A 23,903-nucleotide genomic window follows, 5' to 3' on the forward strand; every position below is an offset into this window, starting at 1 on the left:
CGGCGCTTCGTCTTTTCGAAAGATTTGGCCGGTGTTAATCGGCGAATGGATCCGCGGGCATATCCTGCGCCAAGTCCACAACCACCGCCTTCACTTCGGTGTATTCGCGGATGGCATCGAAGCCGTTCTCCCGACCGAAGCCCGACAGCTTGTATCCGCCATAAGGCAACATGTAATGCACCGGGCGGAAGGTGTTGACCGACACCAGCCCGGCTTCGATCTTCGCTGCCACGCGGTGCGCGCGCCCGACGTCCGACGTCCACAGGCCGCCGACGAGACCATAATCAGTGTCATTGGCGAACTCGACCGCCTGCTCCTCGTCGTCGAACGGCATCACCGCCAGAACCGGCCCGAACACTTCCTCGCGCGCCAGCCGCGAGCGGTTATCGACATCGGCGAACACCGTCGGCTCGACGAAGTAGCCGCGCGGAAAGCCGCGCGGCCGGCCGCCGCCCGTTAAAATTCGCGCGCCGGATTCCCGGCCCAGCGCGATGTACTGCTCCGTCTTGTCGCGCTGCTGCGCCGAGGTGTGCGGCCCGATATGGGTGCGTTCGTCGAACGGCATGCCGACACGGATCCGCCCGGCGCGCTCGGCAATCGCCGCGGCAAACTTCTCGTACAGCGGACGTTCGACGAAAATCCGCGAGGCCAGCGAGCAGGATTGACCGGTCGAGCGGAACGCGCTGTGCACAGCAACCGACAGTGCGCGCTCAAAGTCGGCATCGGCGAAGACAATATACGGCGACTTGCCGCCGCACTCGAAGGAGCAGCGCTTCAGGTTGCCGCTGGCAGCCTTCATGATGGCGGCCGCCGTGCCATGATGGCCGGTGAACGAGATCTTGTTGACGTGTGGGTGCGCGGCCAAGGCCGCGCCCGCAAGCGGCCCGTAGCCCGGCACGACGTTGACGACACCCGCTGGAAAGCCCGCCTCCTCCACCAGCCTGCCGATCTCGACCAGACTGACCGGCGTCTGCTCGGCCGGCTTCAGCACCACCGTATTGCCGGCCGCGAGCGCAGGACCGAGCTTCCACGAGCACAGCGAGATCGGCGAATTCCACGGCAGGATGGCGCCGACGACGCCGACCGGCTCCAGCCGCGTGTAAGCTAGCGCGTCCGGCCGGTACGGAATCTGATGTCCGTTGATCTTGTCAGCGGCGCCGGCAAAGAATGTTAGCCAGTCGGCGGCGCGTTGCACCTCGCCCAGCGTGTCGCGTAGCGGCTTGCCGTTGTCGCGGCTTTCGATCTCAGCCAGGCGACGGGCGTCACGCCGCACCAAGCCGGCCAGCTTCGAAAGCATCTCGCCGCGTTTGGTCGGCGAGTAGCCGCCCCATGGGCCGCGGAGCGCCCGTCGCGCCGCTTGGACTGCATCGTCGACATCGTCGGCGTCGGCTTCGGCGACCTCGGCCCAGACCTCTTCGGTCGACGGATCGATCGAGCGGATGACCCGTCCGGACCGCGCCGCCACCCACTCGCCGTCGATAAAGAGACGGTCGTAGCGTCTTGGCTCTTCCTGCGACGGCGCAAACGCAGACGCTTCGCTCATGCCATAGCGCCCGACAGCACCGTCACGCCGGCCTCGCCGAGACGCTTGACGACGGTGCGCATCGTGTCGCGCTCGGGCGTGGCGGCGATTTCGGCACCAACCTCACGGGTCGCATCACCAAACAGCCAGCCAGCATTGCGCGCGAACTTGTCGAGGACGTCGTCCTTCGACAGCGGCGCCTCCGGGCAGCCGGGGTGATGCAGAACATGGCTGCGATAGGTCTTGCCCGCGACCTCGATCTCCAAAATCGCCGGACAATGCGCCGGGTAATCGGAGTCGGGATCGACCGAGGCTTCGACCAGCGCGGCCAGCTTCAGCACTTTCTGGTTGCCAAGCCGGTCGACGCGGAAGGTCTCGAGGCCGACGTCGCCGTAAACCAGCGCTGACGCGACGCCGAACATCAGGCTGAAGCGCGCCTCGTGCGGCGTCTGCGGCGCCTTCTTACGATCCTTCGGCTCGGTGACCAGCGTCAGGCCCGGCTCCGCAAGCTGGCACGAGATGCGGGTAATCTGATCCAGCGAAATCCCGTCGCGCTTGAACTGCGCCAGCAACTGTTTGCACGCCTCGATGAAGGCGTGGAGCAATTGGCAGCACGGATAAGGCTTGTAAGCCGTCTCCGGCAAATACCAGCGGCTGCCGAAGCCGGCCGCAGCCTTGGCGAAATCGAGCTCGCCCTTCACCGGCGTCAGGTGGGTCTGGAAGAAGCCGAACTTGCCTTCGAACACACTGCCCGGACCGGTGATACCGGACTGCGCCAGATCGATGGCGAGAATGCCGGCATGCGCGCCCCAGCCGCCGTGTAGGATCTTGGACGTTGAGCCGGTGCGAGTCGATTCCTGGATGCCGGAGGCGAAGGTGCCGCAGATGCCCATGGCATCGACGATCTGCTGCGGCGTGGCGCCGATCAAGCGACCAACCGCAGCGGCAGCGCCGAACGAGCCGATTAGCGAACTGGTGTGATAGCCGCGCTCGAGAAAACGGTCGCCGCCAACAAAGCCCAGGCGAATCATCACTTCGTAGCCGATGGTCACGGCGGTGATGACTTCGCGGAACGAAGCGTTGCGCTCCTCGGCGACGGCGAGCACCGCCGGCACGACGGTAGAGCCCGGACGGGCGAGCGAGGAGCCGTGCTTGTCGTCCATCTCCAGGGCCTGCGCTAGTGAGCCGTTGACCAGCGCCGCCAGCTCGGGCCTCACCTTCTGATTGATGCCGAAGATGGTAGCGCCATCACCGCGCCACTTCGATGCCAGTCGCCGCGCGGCCTGTCCGCTTTCCTCGTGCGGGCTGGCGCCGGCGATGGACACGCCGATCGAGTCGACGACGTGCCAGGCGGCCGCGTCGCGCACCGCGTCGGGCACCTGCTTGTCGGCAAGGCCGGTCGCGAATTCAGCAAAGGTCTGAGCAAGGGTCGAAGTCATGGGCGTGTTCCTCTGCGGACGGCGCTTAGCCGCGTACGTCCTGCAGTGCTGTGCCGAGTTCGGCGGCCGGGTTCTTTTCTTTGTCGAGATTGCCGACGATGTTCTCGATACGCTCGACCGCGCCCTTGGTGATGACGCGGCCGGCGAGGTCGCGGAATTTGGCGCGCAGCGCCTCGTCCGGGATCGGGTTCATGCAGTGGCCAGGGCGATACAGCAGCGAGTGTTTGTATGCCACGCCATCCTTCATAGTGAGCGTGACGCGCACCGCGCGCATCTCGTCGGGGCCGAGCGCATCGAGCTCCGGATCGATCGTGACGTTCACGCGGTTGGCGAGATCGATAATGGTCGGATCGAGCAACTTGGAGTCCTGGAACTGGTCGATGAAGGCGTTGCCCTCGAGCATCATCACGGCGGCGACGAACGGCAAGTTCATCTGCGCGGCGATCGTCTCCGGCGGGTTCATCGGCTTGTACGGCCAGCCGCAATGCACGAACACCATCTTGGTGGTGCCGACATCGATCTTGGCGACGTCCTCGCCGCGCAGCTTGTGCTGTTCGCGAAGGATGCGCAGGCACTCGGCGGTCGCTTGGCTCGACGCCAGCGAGGAGTAGCGCTTGAAGCCGTTCTTCAGGATCTCCCAGTGGCCAGTGCCGAGGCCCTTGGTCGCCCAGGACAGATCGTACTCGCGCGAGTAGGACGAGCAGAAGCCGCCATATTCGGCTTCCAGCACGTCGCGCACGCCGGTCAATCCCTCGCGCGCGCAATAAGCGGCGATGATTCCGTTCTGCGACGCCTTGCCGGAATGGAAACGCTTGGCCATGGCGCCGAACTGTGCCGCCATCAGGCCGGCAGCTTGCGAGCCGGCGAGACCGAGCGCGGAGACGTACTTGTCAGTGTCTAGCTTGATCAGCTTACCGATCGCCGCGGCCGACGCGAAAGTACTGGTCAAGCCGCAGGGATGGAAACCGGTGTGGAAAGCTGACGGGCTCACCGTGTTGCCGATGCGAGTGCCGAGTTCAAAGCCGGCGACGACGGCGAGGATCATATCCTTGCCCGAGACGTTGCCAAAATCCTCCGAGCACGCCATCACCGCCGGGATCACGCCGGCGCCGTAATGCGACATCGACTGATCGTGGCAGTCGTCGAGCTCGTAGCCTTGGGCCGAAGTGCCGTTGATGAACGAAGCGCCGAGTACATCAGCCTTGCCTTTCTGGCCCCAGGCCGAAGCGCGCATCGCCTGACCTAACCCGTTCACGACGCGCGTCACCGCCTGTGTCCACGGGGTCTGTGCACCGAAGACGCCGCAGCCGAGGGAATCGAGGATGCAGCGTTTGGCCATGGCAATGACCTCAGACGGCAGGTCCTCATAACGCAGGCCGACGGCGAATTCCGCCACGGTGCGGGTTGTCGCTGGCGCGGTGGCGGTGGCGGTCACGGCGATATTCATGATCGACCTTTCGATAGATAATTGAGCGGCGGCACATCGATTGCAGAACGCATGGACATCGCGTTGTCCCGCACATGTTGAACTTCAGTGTTGCGGCAATCGCAGTCCAATACTGATTGGGTAGTCAGCATGCGCTTTGCACATGCTCCTCAACCCATCTGCTTCGCCAACGCGAGCGGCTGCGTCGCAGCCGCGGCACGGGCCGCGTTGCCGCCGGCAAGCCGGCCGAAGACCGAGCCGCTGGTGAGCCCGCTGGCTCCAGGGTAGTTGTGATAAAAAATGCCGCCGATCATCTCGCCCGCTGCGAACAGACCGGGGATCGGCCGAAGATCAGTATCGACCACCTGCCCTTCCGTCGTGACGCGGATGCCACCAAAAGCAAAGGTGATGCCGCAGGTGACGGCGTAAGCTTCGAACGGCGGCGTATCGATCGGGTTCGCCCAGTTGGAGCGCGGCACCGCGAGGCCTGGCGCGCTGCGGCCGTCACGGCTGTTCGGGTCGAACGGCACGTCCTGCGTCACCGCCGCGTTGAACTCGGAGATGGTGCGGCGCAGCCCGTCGCTGTCGACTTCGTCGAGCTGAGCGATTAGGGCGTCCAGCGTGTCGGTGCGCACCTTGGTGACAGTGCGCGTGCGGTATTCGCTGGTGAGCAGATGCAGCACTTTGCCGTCGTAGATCTGCCAGGCAACCTGGCCGGGCTGCTCCAGCACTTCGCGGCCGTATTTGGCATAGGTGTAATTGCGGAAGTCGGCGCCTTCGTCGATGAAGCGCTCGCCCTGTGCATTGACCACAATGCCGAACGTGTAGCTGTGCCGCTGGTACTGCGGCGTGTTGACCATGTCGCCGAAGTCGGACGCGTAGCGCTCCCAGGCGGTGGCGTGGCAGCCGGACCAATGACCATAGGGCAGCGCGCCGATCTTCATCGCCATCGCCAGTCCGTCGCCCGTGTTGTATTTGCTGCCGCGCACCTTGGCGAGATCCCAGCCCGGGCCGAGATACTTGGCGCGCCATTCGGCATTCGCCTCGAAGCTGCCGCAAGCCAACACAACGGCGCCCGCCCGGATAGTCTGGAGATGTCCGTCGATACGCACGGTTATTCCGGTGACACCGGCGTCTTCGCTATAGACGAGATCTCTGACCCAGGCGTCATAGCGAATGACAACGCCACGTTTCTCGGCCGCGCGGTACAGGGAATCGACAAGCCCCGGCCCGCCTGCAGCCACGGTCAGCGTCGTGCCGCCCCAGAATTTGAAGCGGCCGTCAACCTTGTAAGCCTGACGGCCGTAGTTCGGCATAAACCGCACGCCAACCGACTTAAGCCAAAAGAGAATATCGCGGCTGTTGCGGACTAGTATTTCACACAAATCCGGGTCGGTACGGTTCAGGGTGATGCGCCCCATGTCGTCGAAGAAATCGGATTCGGAGTAGCTGCCGAAATCGCTCGACGCGACCTCTTCATCCGTGAGATCGGGCACCAGGGCCTTCACATCCTCGACGCCGTTGTAAACCGCACGGTACTTTCCGTCGGTGTAAGTGCTGTTGCCGCCTCGTTCCGCTTCCGGCGACCTCTCGCAAACCAGAACCCTGGCGCCTTGCTCGGCGGCGGATATCGCGGCGCACAACGCAGCATTTCCACCACCCACAACGATCACGTCGTAATCCGGTCCAGGTGCTGACGACATCTGTTCTCCAGCGCAGGCTGACTAATCCGCCCAGTCACGCGTCATGACGGGCACGCTTCTCAAGCCTTGAGAAACGGGCAGCCCCTACCAGCTGAGGTCTTTCGATTATCGTCGGGCGAGATCTGCCCTGGATGATCGAAATCGCGGCATGACGCACCGGACTATTCGATTTTCTGTCTACTCCGGACGCAGTATGCATTCACACAATATTCCGTTATCCTGGCATTTAGTATTTCTATAGCGAGGACAGAGATGAAACTGCAGCAACTTCGTTACGTCGTGGAGATCGTACGACATGGCAATCATCTCTCAGCGGCTGCGGATGCACTCAACACCTCCCAGCCCGGTGTGAGCCGCCAGATCCAGCTTCTCGAACTGGATCTGGGTTTCGAGATATTCCAGCGCACGCGAAATCGGATCATCGGCATCACCGAACCGGGCAAGTTGGTTCTTGCGATCGCGCAAAGAGTGACCACCGACATTGCCGCCCTGCGCTCCCTCAAGAGCGACATGACCTCCGGCAACCGTGGCACGCTGACCATCGGTACGACACATACGCAGGCTCGATACGTACTGCCTACGGTGGTCGAAACCTTCATCAAGAGCTATCCGCAGGTGCATCTGACGCTCAAGCAAGGTGACCCCGAGGAGATATGCGCCCTGGTGGAGTCGGGCGACGCCGATCTCGCCGTCGGAACCGAGACAATGCGCGAGTTTCCAGGCCTCGTGCAGTTACCTTGCTTCGAGTTACCGCGTTCGATCATCGCGCCAAAGGGACATCCGCTGCTCAGCATCCCCGAGCTCACCGTCGAGGAGATCGCGAAATATCCCATTATTACCTACGACACTCGCTACAGCGGACGCTGGAAGGTAATGAAAGTGTTCCGGGACAACGGGGTCGAACCGAAGGTGAGTCTCAGCGGAATCGACGCCGATGTCTGCAAAACCTACGTGGAGAAGGGCCTGGGCATTGCCATCCTGACCACCGTTACATACGACCCAAAGCGGGACGTCGGCCTCTCAGCACGCGACGCCAGCCATCTATTCCCAGGCAGCATGATCAAAGTTTCGCTGCGTCCCAACGTCTATCTCAGGCCGTACCTTGTCGACTTTATTCATGCCATCGCGCCGCAGATTACCGTGACAGTGCTGCGCGAAGCCCTGCGCGAAGCACCGGCGCGAGCCGGCATGTACTGAGACCGGGGCGTCGCTCAGGCTTCCACGACGCTCATCTGCAGCGTCATGCGCTCAAGCGCCTTTTCGTCGAGCGTGAGGCCGAGACCCGGCTCCATCGGCACGGTGACAGCGCCGTCGTGGATCGACATCGCCCCATCGGCAACAAGCGGGTCAGCCCCCATCGGACCGACACCGAAGATAAATTCCGCCGCCCCGAACGTCCGCTTCGCCGGTACCGTGGCGCAAAAATGCGCGGAGGCCGCCGCCTCGAACTGCGAGGCGACAGCAAGCCCGCCGCAGTTGAGCTGTATGCCATTCGCCTCGGCGATCGCCGCAATCTTGCGCGCAGGCGACAGGCCACCGACTTTGTAGAGCTTGATGCAAAAGACATCGACCGCCCGCGCCGCAGCAAGCTCCGCCGCATCCTGAATCGTGAACAGGCTTTCATCCGCCATCACCGGCACCCCGTCGGCCTTGGCGCGGATCTCAGCCATTCCGTGAACGTCCCGCCGCAGGACTGGCTGCTCCAAATAGCCCAGATTGAAGGGGCGAAATCCCGCTATGGCGCTGACCGTTTCGGCAACCGTCCAACCGGTATTCGGATCGACGCCTATCACGATGTCGTCGCCGACAGCGCGGCGCACCGCCTCGAAGTTTGCGACATCGCGTCGCCAGCCACCCTTGCCGGCCGCCTTCAGGCATAGCACCTTGACGCCGTACTCCTCGACCGCGCGGCGCGCCTCGGCGATCATAGTTTCAATATCATCGGCGAGGCTCACCGACCATTCCAGCGGAATCTCCGCTTGGCTGCAGCCGCCAATCAGCGCGTGGATGGGCACGCCTCGCGCTTTGCCTAGTGCATCATATATCGCGACGTCGAGAACGGCGCGCGCCGCCGGATTGCTGGCAAGCCGCGACGTGAGGAGCTCATCCGTTGCCTCGAGGTCACTCAGTTTGCGGCCTATGAGCAATGGCCCGTAAACCTCGCGGATCGCAGCCACGACGCTATGCACCGTGTCGGCGACAAAATGGCCGGGGCTGATCGGACGGATCTGACCGTTGCCGATCACGCCGTCGGCGAAGATGCGGACAAAAACCGGTTTGCCTAGAATCTGGCCGGCCGGGCCGGTGTCATAGCTACCGCTGGAAAATGTGCGCTTCAAGCGCACGGGCATTTCTACAACACGGATTTCGATGCGCTCGATCATTGAGGGTATTCCGTCCGTCATAAGGCGCGTCGGGCGGCACGAGCGGCCGCGCCCTGCCCCCGGTTCGACCAGGCTCGCTTGATGATATCGGCAGCCTTCTCACCGAGCGCAATGGCCGGAGCGTTAGTGTTCGATGACGGGATCGTCGGAAACACCGAGGAGTCGGCAACACGAAGGCCGCCGACACCGTGCACCCGCAACTCGGAATCCACGACGCTGTCGGATGCATCCCGGCCCATCGTGCAGCTGCCGACCACATGCCACGTCGTCTGCGTGGTCTCGCGGATGTAGTCCATTAGTTGCTCGTCGGTCACGACAGCGTCGCTTGGCCGCGTCTCGCGCACGATCAGCTTCTTCAGGCTCGGGTACGACGCAACGCGGCGCACCGCTTTGATGCCGGCCAGAAGCACTTTTGCATCTTCGGGACTATCGAGGTACTTCGGATCGATCTTCGGGAAGGCCAGCGGATCTGGCGAGCAAATGTGTACCCAACCACGCGACTTTGGTTTTAGCGCCATGACACCGACCGTGAAACCCGAATGCGGATCGAGCCCATCTTGCGGGCGCCGTGCGTAGCGGTCCTTTCCGGAGAAGGGCTGCAGCTGAATCTTCAAGTCGGGTGAGGTTTCATCCGGCCGGCTGCGCATAACGGTGTGCGCCGTGGCCGAACAGATCGACAGGAGCCCCTTTCCCCTGAACAGGTACTTCAGGCCCTCCCGCACCTTGGCGACTGGGTTCTGCAGAACATCGTTGATTGTGATCGGTTGACTGCATTCGAAGGTCAACCGTGTGTTCGGATGGTCCTGCAAGCCCTCGCCCACCGACGCCAAGGCACGGACCACGTCGATGCCGTTTGACCGCAGCAATTCCGGATTGCCAATCCCGGATAGTTCGAGCAGCTTCGGCGACTGGATCGGCCCCGCGGAGATAATCACCTCCTTCTTGGCCCGGACCTGCTGCAGTTCGCCACCGCGGCGGCATTCGACGCCGGTGGCACGGCCGCTCTCGATCAAAACGCGAGTGACAACAGTATCGGTCCAGACTGCAAGGTTTGCCCGGCCCTCCACTGGCCGCAGATAACCGGCCGCCGAACTCGAGCGATAGCCGCGCCGCGTCGAATACTGGAGATAAGCAGCACCCTCATAGTGGCCGTCATTATAGTCTTCGACGACCGGAAAGCCGGCCTCGCGGCACGCTTCGACATAGCCGTCGGCGAGCGGGTCGAAGTTCTTCAGGCTGGTCACGCCGATCGGCCCGCTCTTGCCGCGCGTGGCCGGATCGCCGACTGCATAGTTCTCCATGCGCTTGAAGTAAGGCAGCATGTCCGCCCAGCTCCAGCCGGCAACGCCCATCTCCGACCAGGAATCGTACACCGCCGGATCGCCGCGCACATAGACATTGCCGTTGATCGAACTCGAGCCACCGAGCACGCGGCCACGGGTCCATAGCTGGACGCGGTCATTCAGTGCGGCCTGGGGCTCGGTCACAAACGGCCAGGTAAATTTCGGATCCTTGAGAAGGTTCACTACCATCAACGGAATCTTGATGTTGATACTGTCGTCCTTGCCGCCCGCTTCGATCAGAAGAACACGGGAAAAGTCGTCCTCGGACAGTCTGTTCGCGAGGGCGCAACCGGCGGACCCGGCCCCAATCACAATGAAATCGAACTCTGCCTTGGTGGTCGCTTTGTCCGCCACTTGTTGTCCTCACTGTCTGAGATTGGCGCATGCATCGCCAGACTGTCGTTTTAGTGAGCTTTGGCCATGCCGCACAATAATCAATACTTGGGCGAAGATGCGCGGAATGCATACTCAGGCTGTGCCAAGGGCACGACCACTTGCGTTTGCATAACGTGCCGACATGCTCGCCGCGGAAACATTATTGGCTCCAGTGTCGATGAGCCCCCTATTTTGCGACCGACCCTTTGCCGATAGCGTGCAAATGCGCGACTCGACACCTTGCTCTTCAAGCGAAAGGACGACCTAGGGTGGTAAATACGGAATCGCTGCCTTCCTACGAGCTTTATATCGGCGGGCGATGGCTTCCTCCGGCAGGCGGCGAGCGGTTTCCTACCTACAATCCATTCACGCAAGAGCCGTGGGCCATCATATCGCAGGCTGAAACGGCCGACGTGAATGCCGCGATCGCGATCGCGCGCGACACATTCAATCAGACATGGAGCCGCACGACCGGATACGAGCGGGCGAAATTGCTGTTCCGGCTGGCCGATCTGACCGAAAAATCGGCCGAGCGCATCGGGCGGCTGGAAACAACCGACAACGGCAAGATAATCCGCGAAACCACCTCGCAGGTCATCTTTCTCGCGCGCATGTTCAGGTTCTATGCCGGCTATGCCGACAAAATCTGGGGCCGCGTTATCCCGCTCGACCGGCCCGACGTCTTCGATTACGCGACGATGGATCCCCTCGGCGTTATCGGCATCATTACGGCGTGGAATTCACCGATGGCATTGCTCGGCAACAAGCTGGCAGCGGCGCTGGCGGCCGGCAACACGGTCGTGGTGAAGCCGTCGGAACATGCTTCAGTGACGACGCTGGAGTTTTGTAAACTAATGGAAGAAGCCGGTTTCCCCGCCGGCGTCTTCAACGTCGTCACAGGCGACGTGCGCACCGGGCAAGCTCTTGCGAGCGCCGAAGGCCTCGACAAAATATCGTTCACCGGTAGCGGCGCCGGCGGCCGGGCCATCGCATCCGCGGCCGGTCGGACCCTGACGCCGGTTATCCTAGAACTCGGCGGCAAATCCCCGAACATCATCTTCTCGGATGCCGATCTCGACAAGGCAACCACTGGCGCATTTGCAGGGATTTTCGGCGCCACTGGACAGACCTGTGTTGCCGGTTCCCGCCTGCTGGTTCAGCGTCCGATCTATGAGGAGGTCGCCTCGCGTCTGGCGAAGCGAGCTGCAACGATCCGTCTCGGAAATCCGCTCGATAAGACAACAGAGATGGGCACGGCGGCGAACGAACCGCAGTTCGACCGTATTATGGGGTTTATCGAACAAGCAAAGAGCGAGGGCGCAACGCTTGTCGCCGGCGGCGCGCGCGCAACCGGCGGTGACCTGGGTCGCGGGTTGTTCGTCCAGCCGACCATCTTCAAGGACGTCCGCAATGAGATGCGGCTCGCGCAGGAGGAAATCTTCGGCCCTGTGCTCTCCATCATTCCCTTCGACAGCGAGGACGAAGCCATCGCCATCGGAAACGACACGCGCTACGGCCTAGCGTCCGGCATCTGGACCCGAGACGTCAACCGCGTCCATCGCGTCGCACGCGCCCTTCGCACCGGCATGGTCTGGGTAAATACCTATCGTGCCGTTGCCGCCCAAATTCCGTTCGGCGGCGTCAAGGACAGCGGCTATGGCAGAGAGCGCGGCCAGGAAGGGCTAATGGAGTTTTTGACGACGAAGAATGTCATGATCAACTTCTCCGATGCCGAGCGCGACCCGTTCGCCGTCCAAACCTGAGCGTGCAAGGAAGCGCCGCGGCACGTGGGGCAGGAGCAAGACGATGTGTGAGAACTGCGCCACAAGCGGCGCCGGATGGCTGGGCTGGATTCCATTGCCCGACCGTAGCGCCGGCCCGGCGCTGGGTCCCTGGACCGAACTTTCGTACCCGGTCAGCCCAGACCTGCCCTGCGCTTCGATCTTTACGCGCCCCTCCCTGTCGCTGCTGCGCGAAATGCCCAAGGACCCGTTCAATGTGACCGAACTGCGCATGGTGGTACATGCCGGAACGCATGTTGATTCGCCCCGGCATTACTATCTCGACGGCCCCGCGTTTGAGGACATTCCCTTCGATCGCCTGAATGGGCCGGGCGTTGTGTGGCGAATGTCCCCCAAGCCGAATGAGGTCATCGGCGTCGCGAGCCTCGAAAAATGTCGGCCAGAGCTACGGCCGGGCGACATCCTGGCCCTCGACACCGGCTGGGCGGCGCGCTTCGGCGACGACAGTTATGATTGGCATCCGAGTCTGTCACTTGAAGCTGCGGCCTGGCTAGCCGAGCGGCGTATCAAGATGCTCGCCTGCGACTTCGCCACGCCCGATCTCGTCTACCATCTCAGACCCGCCGGATTTAACTGGCCTGTGCACCGCACACTGCTCAGCCGCGGCATTCTTATTTGCGAACACCTCAGAGGCCATGCCGCACTCGCCGGCAGGCATGTCGAGTTCATGTTTGGCGCGCTGCCCATCAGTGGAGCCGACGGCGCCCCCGCACGGGTGGTGGCGAGACTAGTCGAATCCTGAGTGGAGACGCCATCCAGCATGCGCGCTGGTTATCATCGGATTCGAAATAGCATTGTTCCGGCGATAGTCGCATCACTAGCATCACATTAACGAATTCTGCTCCCGACTTCAGTACGTCGGTAGACATCCAGAAAAACAGATCTCGGGGCCTGCCATGTGCGGAAACCGAAAGCAAAAAAAGCTAGCGGAGGAGGAGCGCAACCGAATGGCGCACAATAATTATGCGTTGCAGCTCGATGGCCTCAGCAAGCGCTTTGGGCACTTCCTCGCCGTCAACAATGTCAGCCTCAACGTCCGCGAGTTCGGAATCCACGGCATTATCGGGCCTAATGGAGCGGGCAAAACGACCGTTTTCAACCTGCTCACGAAATTCCTGTCGCCGACCTCCGGTTCGATCCAGTTTCAGGGCAAGGACATCACCAACCTCACGCCAGTCGCGGTCGCACGGCAGGGTATCATCCGATCGTTCCAAATCTCGGCCGTATTTCCCAACCTTACCGTCCTGCAGAATATCGAAGTGGCCCTCCAGCGCAAAGCCGGACTCGCTAGTCAATTCTGGCGCTCGCGGAAGGTCCTTGACCGCCTGCGCGACAGATCTTTTGAGCTGCTCGGTGCCGTAAAACTCGAGAAGTTCGCCGGCGTCGAAGCCAAGTCACTACCCTATGGCCGCAAACGCACGCTTGAGATCGCCACGACCCTAGCGATGGAGCCGAAGCTGCTTTTGCTCGACGAACCTATGGCCGGCGTGGGCCATGAGGACATCGCCAGCATCAGCGATCTGATCCGCTCGCTGTCGAACCGCCACGCGATCATCATGATCGAACATAATCTATCCGTAGTCGCAACGATCTGCGACCAGATCACCGTGCTCGCCCGTGGCGAAGTCATCGCGGAAGGTCCCTACTCCGAGGTCAGCCGCAATCCCGCTGTCCGCGAAGCCTATATCGGAGGCGCCGATGCATAATCCCCCGGCGCTCGAAGTTCAAAACCTGCACGCCTGGTATGGCGAGAGCCACGTACTGCATGGCCTTTCGCTCACCGTCCGCGAAGGCGAGACGGTCGCCCTGCTCGGCCGCAACGGCGTCGGCAAATCGACGCTGATGCGTTCCATCGTCGGCATTCTGCCGACAAGGAAGGGCACTATCCGCGTCTGGGGCGCGGATGCGATTGCGACCAAGCCGCATCGCATCGCTCAGCTCGGCCTCGGCTATGTCCCCGAAGAACGGGGCATCTACGCCTCGCTGACAGTCTACGAAAACCTCGTCCTCCCCATGGTCCTGTCCGACCGTGGGATGAGCACCGACGAGATCTTCGAACTGTTCCCCAATCTCAAGGAACGGCGCGGCAGTCTCGGCGGCCAGCTATCGGGCGGCGAGCAGCAAATGCTCGCGATCGCTCGCATACTCTACGCCGGGGCCCGGTTGATGCTGCTTGACGAGCCGACGGAGGGCCTGGCTCCCGTCATCGTGCAAAAGATCGGGGAAGTGATCCACCTGTTGAAGAAAAAGGGCATTTCGATCCTTATCGCCGAGCAAAATTTGCATTTTGCGGCGCGCATCGCCGACCGTTTCTATCTCATCGACGAAGGCCGGGTGACCGCGGCGTTGGATCGCGACGAGTTTCTTGCCTCGCGCGAGCGCGTCGAAGTGTCAGTCGGAGTGTAAACGTCATGAGCGACACCCTCAACGCAATCCTTCCGCAGTTCTTCCTTGGGTTGGTCAACGGCTCCATCTATGCGCTGCTCAGCGTCGGCCTGACCGTCATTTTCGGCCTGCTGCGCATCGTCAACTTTGTCCACGGCGCCCAGTTCATGGTCGGCGCTTTCCTGTCCTATCTTCTCCTCGTCTATTTCGGTATCGGATTCTGGTGGTCGCTCTTGATCGCGCCGCTTGTCGTCGGGCTCGTCTCGGCGGCGATCGAGCGCTCGATGATCTCGCGGCTCTACAACATCGACCACATGTACGGGCTGCTCTTCACGCTCGGCCTGACGCTCGTTCTTGAAGGCTTGTTCCGCTACTGGTTCGGTTCGGCCGGCCGCGCCTATGTCGTGCCGGAATCGCTGTCGGGCGTCGTCAATCTGGGCTTCATGTATTTCCCGCGCTACCGGCTGTTCGTCGTGATCGCCTCCGTGGTGCTGTGCCTCGGCACATGGCTGCTGATCGAACGGACACGCGCGGGCTCCTACCTGCGGGCCGCCCATGAAAACCCGCAGTTATTACGCACCTTCGGAATCAACGTGTCGCTGCTGCTGACCGCGACATACGCCTTCGGCGCAGCGCTTGCGGCCGTCGCAGGCACGTTGGCCGCGCCGATTTATCAGGTCGGCCCCTTCATGGGCACGCACATCATGGTGGTGGTCTTTGCCATCGTCGTCATCGGCGGCATGGGCTCCGTCAAGGGCACCATCGCCGCTTCTTTCCTGCTCGGCATCGCTGAGACGGTGACGAAGATCGCCTTCCCGCAAGCTGCAAGCATGGCCGTCTTCGTCATCATGGCGGCGCTGCTCGTGCTCAGACCCGAAGGACTGTTTGGTCGACAGGAGTCGACACGATGAGCACGACCTTCGAGCCGAACGTGCTCACCACCGAAGCGAAGCGAACGACCACGACTCCCCGGCATCTGCACGTCGCGGGCATCGCCTCCCTGATGATCCTGGCGCTGTTCGCCCCATTTTACTTCTATCCGTTTCTTTTAATGAAGCTGATGTGCATGGCGCTGATGGCGGCGTCGTTCAACTTGCTGTTCGGCTATGGCGGCATGTTGTCGTTCGGACACGCCGCCTTCATCGGGAGCGCCGCCTATATCGCCGGTTACGCCGCCAAGGAAATGCACCTGTCGCCCCTCCTCGCCATCATCCTCGGCATGGCGGCAGCCACGGCCGTCGGCTGGCTGTTCGGACTCGTCGCCATCCGGCGCCGTGGTATTCAGTTCGCGATGATCACACTGGCGCTCTCCCAGTTGATCTACTTCATCTTCCTTCAGGCGCCCTTCACTCACGGCGAAGACGGCCTCCAGGACATTCCGCGCGGCACCGTGCTCGGCATCCTCAATTTGGGGAACAGCCTGACGATGTACTACTTCATCCTCGCTTTCACGGTCGCGGGCCTCCTTTTCATCTACCGGATGGTCAATTCCCCCTTCGGACAAGTCGTCATCGCGATCCGCGACAACGAAGCCCGCGCTACTTCTCTCGGCTACAACGTTCACGGCTACAAACTCGCCGTTCTGATGATTGCCGCGGCGATCGCCGGCCTTGGAGGCGCGCTCAAGGCGCTGCTCTTCCAGATCGCGACGCTGAATGACGCAACCTATCTGGCCTCGACCGAGGTGGTCATTGTCGCTCTTGTCGGCGGCATCGGCACGATGCTGGGGCCGCTCGCCGGTGCAGCAGCTATCGTCGGCCTCGACTGGTTCTTCGCCGAGAGCAAGTTCCCCGTCATGGTCATCAATGGCCTCGTATTCATGGCCTGCGTGCTGCTGTTCCGGCAGGGCATCGTCGGCACAATCGCCGCCGCAATCGAGAAACGGCGCATGCAAGGCACAGAGGAAAGCAAGGATGCATGAGGCGGGAGTTAGCACGTCGACCCACGACGCAATCGTTGTTGGGGCGGGTTTCGCGGGCCTGTACGCGCTCCATCGGCTCAGAAACCTCGGCCTTGCGACCATCGTTCTGGAGCGCGGCGACGGCATTGGTGGCACCTGGTTCTGGAATCGTTATCCCGGCGCGCGTTGCGACGTCGAGAGCCTGCAGTACTCCTATTCCTTCTCCGACGATCTTCAGCAGGAGTGGAACTGGTCCGAGCGCTTCGCGAGCCAAAGCGAGATTCTTCGTTACATCAATTACGTCGCCGATCGTTTCGATCTGCGCCGCGACATCGACCTGAACACGTCCGTCATCCGCGCGCACTACGACGATGCATCGGGCCTATGGGATGTCGCGAGCGCCGAGGGCCACGCCTATCGCGCCCGCTACCTGGTCTTCGCAACCGGCTGCTTGTCGGTACCTATCGAGCCGGAGATCAGTGGTCTTGATCGCTTCGAGGGTCGTATCCTGCGGACCTCGAACTGGCCGAAAGAAGATATCAACTTCACCGGCAAGCGTGTTGCCGTGATTGGCACGGGTTCGTCGGGCATCCAGTGCACCCCGGTGATCGCCGAGCAGGCCGACCATCTGTTCGTGTTGCAGCGGACACCGAACTACTCGGTTCCGGGCCGCAACCAACCGATGGATCCCAACTTCGAGCGCGACTGGAAAGCGAACTACCCTGCGCATCGCGCAGCAGCACTCGCGACCCGCAGCAACAATCTGTTCGACGCCGGCACGGTACCGGGTCGGCAGGTTTCTTTCGAGGAACGCGAGCGCGAGTTCGAGCGCCGCTGGCAGACCGGTGGTCTGGGATTCGTCTACGCCTATCCGGACATGACGTCCGATCCGGAGGTGAACAAGCATGCGACAGATTTCGTCCATCGCAAGATCTCGGAAAAGATTGGCAATCCGGAAATCGCAGCCAAGCTCATCCCCACCGAATACCCGATCGGTGGCCGGCGGCTCTGCGTCGATAACGGCTACTACGAGACCTTCAACCGCGACAATGTGACGTTGGTGGATCTGCGCACCGACCCTCTACTCGGTGTGACACGCAACGGATTTCGCACCGAGCGCGGCGAGCACGCCATCGACATGCTGGTGCTCGCAACCGGATTCGACGCTTTCACCGGCGCGCTAAGCCGAATCGATGTGCGCGGCCGCAATGGCCTGACGCTCAATGAAAAGTGGGTCGACGGTCCCGCCAATTATTTGGGAATTTGCATCAGCGGCTTCCCAAACATGTTCATGATCACAGGCCCCGGCAGCCCGTCCGTTCTGTCGAACGTCGTGTTGGCGATCGAGCACCACGTCAACTGGATCACGGACTGCGTCGCTCATGCCCGCGCCAGGCTGGCGCGTGTCATCGAAGCGAAAAGCGACGCCGAGGAGGAATGGGTGAACAAGGTCGCCGCCCTCGCCCAGGGCACGCTGATCAGCAAAACGAAGTCCTGGTACACCGGCGCCAATGTCGCGGGGAAGACCAACCGGTACTTCTTGTACATGGGCGGAATCCCGGCCTACGTCCGCGAACTCCGGCAGGCAGGCCCCGATAACGATTATCCCGGCCTCACCCTCACTTGAGGCGAGACCGACGTCAGACGTGCGGCAGAGGAGCGAAACGTGAGTGCGGACGAGAAGGTGGCGGTCATTACCGGAGCGGCAAGTGGCATTGGCTGGGCCCTTGCCCAGACCTTTGCCCGCGCGCGCTATGCGGTCTGCGTCGTGGATCTCGATGCCGAGACGGCGAAGAAGCGCGCCGGCGAACTGAACGGCAACCACGAGGGCTACGGCTGCGACGTTTCCGACGAAGGCCAGGTCGAACGGACCTTCGCCGCTGTCCAGACCCGCTACGGCCGGCTCGACGTGCTCGTCAACAATGCCGGCATCGTCGGCTCGCAGGAGCCATCGATCAGCCAGGACATGGTCTATTTCGACCGCATCACCAAGGTCATCATCAACGGCACCTTTCTCTGCTCGCGCGCCGCGTTCCACCCGATGGCGGCACAGAAAAGCGGCGCCATCGTCAATGTCGGCTCGATCGCCGGTCTCACCGGACTGCCGCGGCGCAACGCCTACGGAGCTGCCAAAGCCGGTGTTCACTCACTCACCCGTTCGCTTGCAACCGAATGGGCCCAACACGGCATCAGGGTCAACGCCGTTGCGCCTGGCTACGTCGCCACACCGATGGTTCAGGGGCTGGTCGACCAGGGCAAGGTCGACAGCGCGCGGCTTTGCCGCCGCATCCCGATGGCCCGTTTGGGCACACCCGAGGACATTGCCGACCCGGTCCTGTTTCTCGCTTCCGACGCGGCCCGTTACGTGACCGGCGTGACGTTGTCGGTGGATGGAGGATGGGCGGCCTTCGGCGACGCCGGCAACGCTTCGGAACAATAACAGCCAGCAATCGGCTGAACGCTCGAGAAGGTTCGCCAGACCCGGCGCGCCATCGAAAAGGGAGGCAGGAGGGAAAATGATCAGGAAAACAGCAGCAGCACTTGCGGTACTGACGGCGTTGACGGGCCCGCTCATGGCGGACGAGAACACGATCCGCATCGGCGTCCTCACCGACATGAGCGGCCCGTTTGCAGACATTGTCGGCCAGGGCGCGGTGGAATCCGTCCGCCTCGCGGTTGCCGACGCCAGTGGCAAGGTGAATAGTAAGCCAATCGAAATCATCTTCGCGGACCACCAGAACAAGCCGGACGTCGCCTTGAGCATCCTGCGCCAATGGTATGAAGAGCGTGGCGTTGACGTGGCGATGGAGTTCACGACCTCGACGGTCGGTCTCGCCGCCCAGGCCTTGACACGCAGCGCCAACAAGGTCGCCCTGCCCCTCGGCCCGGCGACATCGGACCTCTACGGTGCCAAATGCTCGCCCAACAGCGTCGTCTGGGGCATGGATAATTACGCCTTCGGCAACGCCGCCCCCAAGGTCGTCGTCAAGCGCGGCGGCGATAAGTGGTTCCTCTTGGTCACCGACTACACCTTCGGCCACCAGCTGCAGGAACTGGTCACCAACCTGGTGACATCGGAAGGCGGCAAGATCGTGGGCGCCGTCCGACACCCGCTCGGCACGCCCGATTTCTCGACCTACCTGCTGCAGGCGCAGTCACTGGGCGCCAATGTCATCACCTTCATCAACTCGGGCAACGACATGTCCACGTCGATCAAGCAAGCGCGCGAATTCGGCTTGCATGCGAAGATGCAGTTTGTTGCCCCCGCCTTCCAGATCCCGAACGCGCTGGCGCTCGGACTGACGGTCGGCCAAGGCGTCATCGTCACTAACAGTGTCTACTGGGACCAGTCGGATGTCACGCGCGCCTTCTCCAAGCGCTTCGAGGAGAAGATGAAGAAGGTGCCGAGCGAAAACCAGTTCATGGCATATGCCGCCACCCAGCACTACCTGAAAGCCGTCAGCCAGATGAAGTCGCATACCGACGGCAAAGCGGTGGTCGAAGAGATGAAGAAGCTGCCGGTCTCGGTGCTCGACTTCAAAGGTCGGATTCGCAAGGATGGTCGCGTCATTTACGACCTCAATATCGCGTCGGTGAAGGCGCCGTCGGAGTCGGTCGGTCCGTTCGACGTTTACAAATTGTCGGGCAAAGTATCGGGCGAAGAAGGCTTCGTTCCCGAAGGCAAGACCGGCTGCACGTTCTAGCAGCGACAAGGAAGGCGAACGCTATGGGGCGTCTCTCGGACAAAGTTGCAATCATCACGGGCGCGGCGGGCGGCATAGGGTCGGCCGCAGCGAGGCGGTTCGCCGAGGAAGGCGCCAAGGTTCTCCTCGTCGATCGCGATGAGGTCGCCTTAAAGCAGGCGATGACGGCCCTCCTGTTCGACAGAGTGGGCTTTGTCGTCGCCGACGTCACCGACGAGGCCGCGATGCAGAAGGTTGTGGCGGAAGCGAAGCGTCGCTTCGGCCGCATCGACATCGCGCTACTGAATGCCGGCATCGAAGGCGAGATCGGGAGGATCGATGCCCTCCCGGTCTCGGCCTTCGACAAGGTCATGGCAGTGAATGTGCGTAGCGTCTGGCTAGGCATTGCGGCCCTGATGCCGGCGATGAAGGAGACGGGCGGCGGCAGCATCGTGATCACCTCCTCCGTCGCCGGGCTGCGCGGCTCGTCGATGCTCGCGGCCTACAGCGCAAGCAAGCATGCCGTTGTCGGCCTGATGCACTCGGCCGCGCTGGAAGGCGCCGCCGACAATGTCCGCGTCAACACGGTCAATCCGGCGCAGACGCGGACCCGAATGATGGCCGCGATCGACGAAGCCATGGTAGCGGCAGGTCGACCTGGCGGCTCGACAGCGCGCATCCCGCTGGCCCGCTACGCCGAGCCTGCCGATGTCGTAGACATGATGCTGTTCCTCGCAAGCGAAGACAGCCGGTTCTGTACCGGAGCGACTTATCTTGTGGACGGTGGATCGATGGCCTGAAGTAAAATGATGGCAATGCCGGTTGCCGCAATCATTACGTTCGCGTTAGCCCGACTGCGGTTCGCGAACCAGCCTTGCATCCGTTGACCAGCATTGCCGCAAACTGTCGATAATCGGTCGACATGGTAGCCGATCGTCCCGCGATCTCTGGGACACACGTGAGGTTAAACTGGTCACCCAGCGGGGCGCGCGCCGGTAACCTGACCATTTTTTTACCGTCGGCTCAGCGGAGCGGCAGTTCGCGCCTCTCCTAGTCAAGTAGAAGAACTTGCGATCGGTGTACCGAATAGTAAGCCACAGATAACCAATTTTTCAATAACGCCTTCTTACTTCACTTACCCCTCTCCATAACGGGGCAGTAGCGAATGTTATTTTTAATTCAATCATTTACGTCTTGGCGATAGAGCAGCCGGCGGTCGTGCTCGGCTTTGTCACACGCGAGATATGGCAGAAAATAGGTCTTGCAAACGAAGACAATGGCCTTGAATACGTCATTTATGCTGATGACTCAGCATAACGGCACGGACGTTATTCTCTTAGCACGGGCTGCTCCGACTACTTCTCGCACCTGTCCGAGCAACAATTTGTCCACAAGGCCTGCATTCCGACGGAACTGGCCACCATGACCGGAACCGGGCTAGATGCTGGCGCGGCCTAGTGAATGGGCGATATCCCGTACGATCAGCCAATCTGAGTGATCAATTGAAGCCTGGCCGCAGATACGCGCCTCAGCTATCAGATCAAAGGAGTTCAGGGATTCCGCGCCGCCGAAGCGCGACCGGTCTTCCCCAGCGCATCGCGAGATATCTGGTCCACAAACTCGATTACCTTCGGCAATTTGTATCGAGAGAGGCTCTCGCCGCAGCGCTTCAACAATTCCTGCTCGGAGATCGCCGCGCCGTCTCGCAGCGCCACCATGGCCTTGATCGCCGTCCCCCATTTGTCGTCTGCTATGCCAACGACCGCCGCGTCGGCGACCTCGGGGAAAGACAGAAGGACATCCTCAATCTCGGCCGGCGCGACATTGATGCCCCCTGTCTTGATGATGTTCTTCTCGCGACCAGAGATATACAGGAACCCGTCCTCATCCATGAATCCAAGGTCGCCCGAATAATACCAGCCGTCCTGGAAGGCAGCCGCTGTGGCCTCGCTGTCGTGATAGTAACCATCACAAACGCTCGGCCCGCGCACCCGAATTACTCCTTGCGTCCCGGCCGGCAGTGGCTGCTTGTCCGGCCCCACAACGTCGATCTCCATCCCCCACAATGGTCGGCCCGCCGACCCTATCCTGGTCAACTGCTCCTCAGGCATCAGCACCGACGCCTCGGAGAACTCCGTGCCTCCATAGGACTGAAAAACGTTCGGCGTGATCGACTTTACGATCGCTTCAAGCGAGCGCTTCTGAAACGGCAAGCCCGCCTTACGCAACACCCGCAGCGAAGACTTGTCGTACCGGTCCAGATCCGGATGCCGAAGCAACTCCTCACATTGCTGTGGCGCGAGCGCAATACACGCGATGCGTTCCTCCTGTATCGTCGTCAGCACATCGGTCGCGTCAAATGTCTCGCGGAGGTGAACCGTGCCGCCAAAACTCAATTGCGTGATGAGGCTGACACGGCCCGAATTGTAGTAGATCGGCACAACCAACAGCTCGTTGATTCCGCCTCCCATTCTTTTGCTCAGAAGATTATTGATCGTACTGTGCAGGTAGCTTTTGTGGGTTTTGATGCAGCCCTTCGGACGCCCCGTGGTTCCAGAAGTCAGCATGAGCATAAATGTCGCATCTTCCGCAACAGGAATGCCGGGATCGTCACCGGGGCGCTTCGCGTACGCCCCTTCGAACTCGCAGTCCTGCGGGCGTCGCGCATCGCACCACAGGACCCCGCACCGAACACTTCCGATCGCCTCATCGGACAACTGTGCCGCGTGCGCGCGGTCAGCAATGAGAAGACTGCAGTCGAAGAGGTTGACAGCGATACCCGTCTCGCGCGGCACCCATTTCACATCGAAAACGATGGAAACCGCCCCTGCCTTGGCCACGGCATACAGCGCAACAACGTGCGGAATCGTGTTGCCGGCAAGGACGCCGACATGATCGCCAGGACGCACACCACGCGCAATGAGCTCATGCGCCAGCTGGTTTGCTCGGGCATTCAGCTCCTCGTATCGTAGCCGAACGCCGCCCTGCGCCAGCGCGACGCGGTCGCGGTAACGCCTGGCGTTCACGGCAAGCAAATTATGAACGGTGTACAGACCGAAGGCGCCAGACACCGCTAATCCCCTCTCATCCATCTTCTACTGCGCGTCCGGCTTCTTGTACGTGACGCTACCACCGCCCTTCTGCGACCCGAGATACTTCTCAACGTCATTCAAGGGATTCATGTAGAAGCGCTGCCGATGCCCGATGAGCTCGTCCGCAGCCATTGCGTCGGCGAATGACAAATCGACTTCTGTGTAGCCGGCAATCTTCGCATGGGTCAGCGTCACTCGGTGACGAGAGGCAATCTCTCTGGCGAGGGCATCAACCGATGCTTCGAGATCCGCCGTAGGCACAGCTTTCGACAGAAGACCGATCCGAGCTGCTTCAACCCCACTCAGATTGCGCCCCGTCAACGAGATGTAAAACGCCTGCTTCAGGGGAATCTTGGTGTGGAAAAGAGTGGGCGTCGCCACCTCACCATACGATCCTCGCAGAACCTCCGGCATGCCGATCTTGGCGTCCTCTGCGCCAATCGCGAGGTCACAGGCATTGAGCAGGGCGATGCCGCCACCGAGACACCACCCCTGCACTGAAGCGATGGTGATCTGCGGCATTTTACGGAGCAACTGAGTAATCTCGCGAGTCCCCTCCGATCGGCCAAACCGATGCTCCTTGGTGTTCGCTTCGCGCAAATCAAAAAGATCGAGTCCAGAGCAGAACGAATCCCCGGCCGCTGACAGAACGAGAACCTTGATGTCGGTATTCTCTGTGATCGCCTTAATATCGACGATCATCTTATCCATCATCTTGTTTGAAAGGCAGTTCTTCTTCTCCGGCCTATTGAGACGCATCCACGCAATATGTTCCGCTCCGGATACGCGTGTAACGACATGTTCTTCCGACATCTTATACTTCCTCAATCCAAGTTACGATGGTTGGCG

19 protein-coding genes are annotated in these 23,903 nt (G+C 61.5%); 11 read left to right on the forward strand and 8 right to left on the reverse strand.

Annotated elements, in window-relative coordinates; all coding sequences use genetic code 11:
- Positions 1-34 precede the first annotated feature (34 nt).
- The 4 genes from DXH78_RS15530 to tcuA all read right to left on the reverse strand — a co-directional run bounded on the left by DXH78_RS15530 (position 35) and on the right by tcuA (position 6,090).
- Positions 35-1,543, reverse strand: coding sequence for an aldehyde dehydrogenase family protein (locus tag DXH78_RS15530; RefSeq protein WP_115518135.1), 1,509 nt, complete (start codon positions 1,541-1,543; stop codon positions 35-37).
- The gene (locus tag DXH78_RS15535) at positions 1,540-2,961 is read right to left on the reverse strand and encodes an MmgE/PrpD family protein (protein ID WP_115518136.1); all 1,422 of its coding nucleotides are present in this window, start codon (positions 2,959-2,961) and stop codon (positions 1,540-1,542) included. Before DXH78_RS15535 ends, DXH78_RS15530 begins: the two co-directional genes overlap by 4 nt.
- Positions 2,962-2,986: 25 nt before the next feature.
- Positions 2,987-4,408, reverse strand: coding sequence for an MmgE/PrpD family protein (locus DXH78_RS15540; protein ID WP_115518137.1), 1,422 nt, complete (start codon positions 4,406-4,408; stop codon positions 2,987-2,989).
- A gap of 149 nt (positions 4,409-4,557) precedes the next feature.
- Positions 4,558-6,090: an FAD-dependent tricarballylate dehydrogenase TcuA gene (gene tcuA / locus DXH78_RS15545; protein WP_115518138.1), complete on the reverse strand. Its 1,533-nt coding sequence runs from the start codon at positions 6,088-6,090 to the stop codon at positions 4,558-4,560.
- 252 nt (positions 6,091-6,342) lie between these two features.
- On the opposite strand from tcuA, the gene DXH78_RS15550 reads away from it, so the two are divergent.
- Complete coding sequence (locus DXH78_RS15550) at positions 6,343-7,287, forward strand: LysR substrate-binding domain-containing protein (RefSeq protein WP_115518139.1); 945 nt, start codon at positions 6,343-6,345, stop codon at positions 7,285-7,287.
- A gap of 14 nt (positions 7,288-7,301) precedes the next feature.
- On the opposite strand, the gene DXH78_RS15555 is transcribed toward DXH78_RS15550, so the two are convergent.
- A complete protein-coding gene (locus DXH78_RS15555) occupies positions 7,302-8,474 on the reverse strand; it encodes a mandelate racemase/muconate lactonizing enzyme family protein (RefSeq protein ID WP_168192855.1) in 1,173 nt (390 codons plus the stop codon).
- 17 nt (positions 8,475-8,491) lie between these two features.
- Positions 8,492-10,171 carry a GMC family oxidoreductase gene (locus DXH78_RS15560; protein WP_115518141.1) on the reverse strand — a complete coding sequence of 560 codons (1,680 nt, stop codon included), beginning with the start codon at positions 10,169-10,171 and terminating at the stop codon, positions 8,492-8,494.
- 227 nt (positions 10,172-10,398) lie between these two features.
- Between DXH78_RS15560 and DXH78_RS15565 the strand changes: the two genes are divergently transcribed.
- The 10 genes from DXH78_RS15565 to DXH78_RS15610 all read left to right on the forward strand — a co-directional run bounded on the left by DXH78_RS15565 (position 10,399) and on the right by DXH78_RS15610 (position 20,762).
- Entirely contained in the window at positions 10,399-11,955 is a 1,557-nt protein-coding gene (locus tag DXH78_RS15565) for an aldehyde dehydrogenase (protein WP_245416897.1), read from the forward strand.
- A gap of 43 nt (positions 11,956-11,998) precedes the next feature.
- Positions 11,999-12,736 carry a cyclase family protein gene (locus DXH78_RS15570; RefSeq protein WP_168192856.1) on the forward strand — a complete coding sequence of 246 codons (738 nt, stop codon included), beginning with the start codon at positions 11,999-12,001 and terminating at the stop codon, positions 12,734-12,736.
- 205 nt (positions 12,737-12,941) lie between these two features.
- Complete coding sequence (locus tag DXH78_RS15575) at positions 12,942-13,700, forward strand: ABC transporter ATP-binding protein (RefSeq protein WP_115518143.1); 759 nt, start codon at positions 12,942-12,944, stop codon at positions 13,698-13,700.
- Positions 13,693-14,400 (forward strand): ABC transporter ATP-binding protein, encoded by a 708-nt coding sequence (locus DXH78_RS15580; protein WP_115518144.1) that lies wholly within the window; start codon positions 13,693-13,695, stop codon positions 14,398-14,400. The genes DXH78_RS15575 and DXH78_RS15580 overlap by 8 nt, the downstream gene beginning before the upstream one ends.
- A 5-nt stretch (positions 14,401-14,405) precedes the next feature.
- A complete protein-coding gene (locus DXH78_RS15585) occupies positions 14,406-15,290 on the forward strand; it encodes a branched-chain amino acid ABC transporter permease (protein WP_115518145.1) in 885 nt (294 codons plus the stop codon).
- Positions 15,287-16,300 carry a branched-chain amino acid ABC transporter permease gene (locus DXH78_RS15590; RefSeq protein WP_115518146.1) on the forward strand — a complete coding sequence of 338 codons (1,014 nt, stop codon included), beginning with the start codon at positions 15,287-15,289 and terminating at the stop codon, positions 16,298-16,300. The genes DXH78_RS15585 and DXH78_RS15590 overlap by 4 nt, the downstream gene beginning before the upstream one ends.
- Positions 16,293-17,906, forward strand: coding sequence for a flavin-containing monooxygenase (locus tag DXH78_RS15595; protein WP_115518147.1), 1,614 nt, complete (start codon positions 16,293-16,295; stop codon positions 17,904-17,906). Before DXH78_RS15590 ends, DXH78_RS15595 begins: the two co-directional genes overlap by 8 nt.
- Positions 17,907-17,945: 39 nt before the next feature.
- A complete protein-coding gene (locus tag DXH78_RS15600) occupies positions 17,946-18,719 on the forward strand; it encodes an SDR family NAD(P)-dependent oxidoreductase (RefSeq protein WP_115518148.1) in 774 nt (257 codons plus the stop codon).
- Between the two features lie 76 nt (positions 18,720-18,795).
- On the forward strand, positions 18,796-19,983 hold the full coding sequence (locus DXH78_RS15605) for an ABC transporter substrate-binding protein (RefSeq protein ID WP_168192857.1): 1,188 nt from the start codon (positions 18,796-18,798) through the stop codon (positions 19,981-19,983).
- 23 nt (positions 19,984-20,006) lie between these two features.
- On the forward strand, positions 20,007-20,762 hold the full coding sequence (locus tag DXH78_RS15610; RefSeq protein WP_115518150.1) for an SDR family NAD(P)-dependent oxidoreductase: 756 nt from the start codon (positions 20,007-20,009) through the stop codon (positions 20,760-20,762).
- A gap of 750 nt (positions 20,763-21,512) precedes the next feature.
- On the opposite strand, the gene DXH78_RS15615 is transcribed toward DXH78_RS15610, so the two are convergent.
- Both DXH78_RS15615 and DXH78_RS15620 read right to left on the reverse strand, forming a co-directional pair.
- Entirely contained in the window at positions 21,513-23,033 is a 1,521-nt protein-coding gene (locus tag DXH78_RS15615) for a class I adenylate-forming enzyme family protein (RefSeq protein ID WP_168192858.1), read from the reverse strand.
- Positions 23,034-23,057: 24 nt separating this feature from the next.
- Positions 23,058-23,867 (reverse strand): enoyl-CoA hydratase/isomerase family protein, encoded by an 810-nt coding sequence (locus DXH78_RS15620; RefSeq protein WP_115518152.1) that lies wholly within the window; start codon positions 23,865-23,867, stop codon positions 23,058-23,060.
- Positions 23,868-23,903 lie beyond the last annotated feature (36 nt).

This window comes from Undibacter mobilis (assembly GCF_003367195.1).
Classification (GTDB): Bacteria; Pseudomonadota; Alphaproteobacteria; order Rhizobiales; family Xanthobacteraceae; genus Pseudolabrys; species Pseudolabrys mobilis.